This window comes from Streptomyces anandii JCM 4720 (genome assembly GCF_014650655.1).
Classification (GTDB): domain Bacteria; phylum Actinomycetota; class Actinomycetes; order Streptomycetales; family Streptomycetaceae; genus Streptomyces; species Streptomyces anandii.
This window is the reverse complement of sequence record NZ_BMVJ01000010.1, coordinates 142259-143933: the sequence shown is the minus strand read 5'-3', so window position 1 is coordinate 143933 and position 1675 is coordinate 142259. Positions and strand designations below refer to the sequence as shown.

2 protein-coding genes are annotated in these 1675 nt (G+C 72.4%); both read left to right on the top strand.

All coding sequences use genetic code 11. The features are described from left to right. Positions 1-1208: MMPL family transporter (locus tag IE249_RS19600; protein ID WP_229858848.1), on the top strand; the 1208-nt coding region annotated here is incomplete at its 5' end. Beyond that, a partial coding sequence (locus IE249_RS37875; protein WP_268249707.1) for a beta-ketoacyl synthase N-terminal-like domain-containing protein occupies positions 1201-1675 on the top strand: 475 nt, incomplete at its 3' end. The genes IE249_RS19600 and IE249_RS37875, both read left to right, overlap by 8 nt.

Here is a 1675-nt window from a genome sequence, read left to right as displayed (position 1 = left end):
GCCCGACCGGAGTGTGGCGGCAAGGCACTCCGGCGGCGATGGCCCCGACGGCGGGCCGGGCCGCGCCCGAGATACAGGTCGCGCCCGACACCCCGGCCACAACGGACACCGGGGCCGCGCCCGAGATACAGGTCGCGCCCGACACCCCGGCCACAACGGACACCGGGGCCGCGCCTGACACCAGGGTCACGCCTGACACCGGGGGCGCGCCGGATACCCGTGCCCCGTCCGGCACCCAGGCCGCGTACGGCGTCCCGGCCACATCCGACGTCCCCGCCACGTCCGGCACCCGGGCCGTGTCCGGCGCCGCTGCCTCGTCCGGCGGCCGTGCGCTCCCCCGCGCCGACCGTCCGGCGATCTGGACGGTGGTGCCCTCGGTGGATCCCCAGTCCGAGGCCGCCCAGCAACTCGTGCGCTCCATCCGGGAGATCCCCGCGCCGGCGGGCACCGCCCTCCACGTCGGCGGCGCGAGCGCGGTCCTGGTCGACGCCAAGCACACGATCGCCCATCGGCTCCCGCTCGCCCTGTCCCTGATCACCGTCAGTACGTTCGTGCTGCTCTTCCGCTTCTCGCGCAGCGTGCTCCTCCCGCTGAAGGCCATCGTGCTGAACGGCGTCAGCCTCGCCGCGGTCCTCGGCGCGATGGTGTGGATCTTCCAGGACGGCCATCTGCGCTCCCTGCTCGGATTCACGCCCGGACCGCTCAGCACCACCATGCCGGTGCTGCTGTTCTGCATCGTCTTCGGACTCTCGGTCGACTACGAGGTCTTCGTGCTGGCCCGCATCAAGGAGGCGCACGACGCGGGACAGGACACCTCCGCGTCGATCGTCACCGGCGTCGCCCGCACCGGCGGCATCGTCACGACGGCCGGCGCCCTGCTCGCCTTCACCCTGCTGAGCTTCGGCACCTCGAAGGTGTCCCTGCTGCAGTTCTTCGGCATCGGCGCGGGCTTCGGCGTACTCCTCGACGCGACCCTCGTGCGCGGCGTGCTCGTACCCGCGCTCATGCGGCTCGCGGGCGGCCTGAACTGGTGGGCGCCGCGTCCCTTCGCGGCCAGGCCGTCGCCCCGCCCCACGCCCGCGAGACGCCCACCTCCTCCGCCACCGCCGCCACGACCCCGCCCACCTCAGCAACAACCAGAGCAACAGCCTCGACAACTGCAAGAGCAACCGCGAGAGCAAGAAGAAAGCAGGTCCTCCCATGCGTGACATCGCCATCGTCGGACTCGGCTGCCGGTTCCCCGGCGCCCGCGACAGCCAGGCCTACTGGAAGCTTCTCCTCGGCGCCGAGCGGCAGTTCGGTTCCATACCGAGGGAACGCTGGAACCACGAGATCTTCCACAGGCCCGGCGACCGGCGGGCACCCGACACCGCCTACACCGACCAGGTCGCCTTCCTGGACGGGGTGGACCGCTTCGCCGCCCTGCACTACGGTCTGCCGCCCCGCCGCGTCGAGGCCATGGACCCGCAGCACCGGCTCATGCTCGACGTCACCCGCGAGGCCCTCGACGACGCGGGGCTTGGCCGCGGCGGCTTCGACCGGGAGCGGACAGGTGTCTTCATCGGCATGTCGACATCGGACTACCGGGAACTGCTGACCGCCCGCCTACGGGCCCTCCAACTGGCCGACGACCGGTCTGCCGTCAAGGACCTGGCCACGCGACGGCTCGCCCACG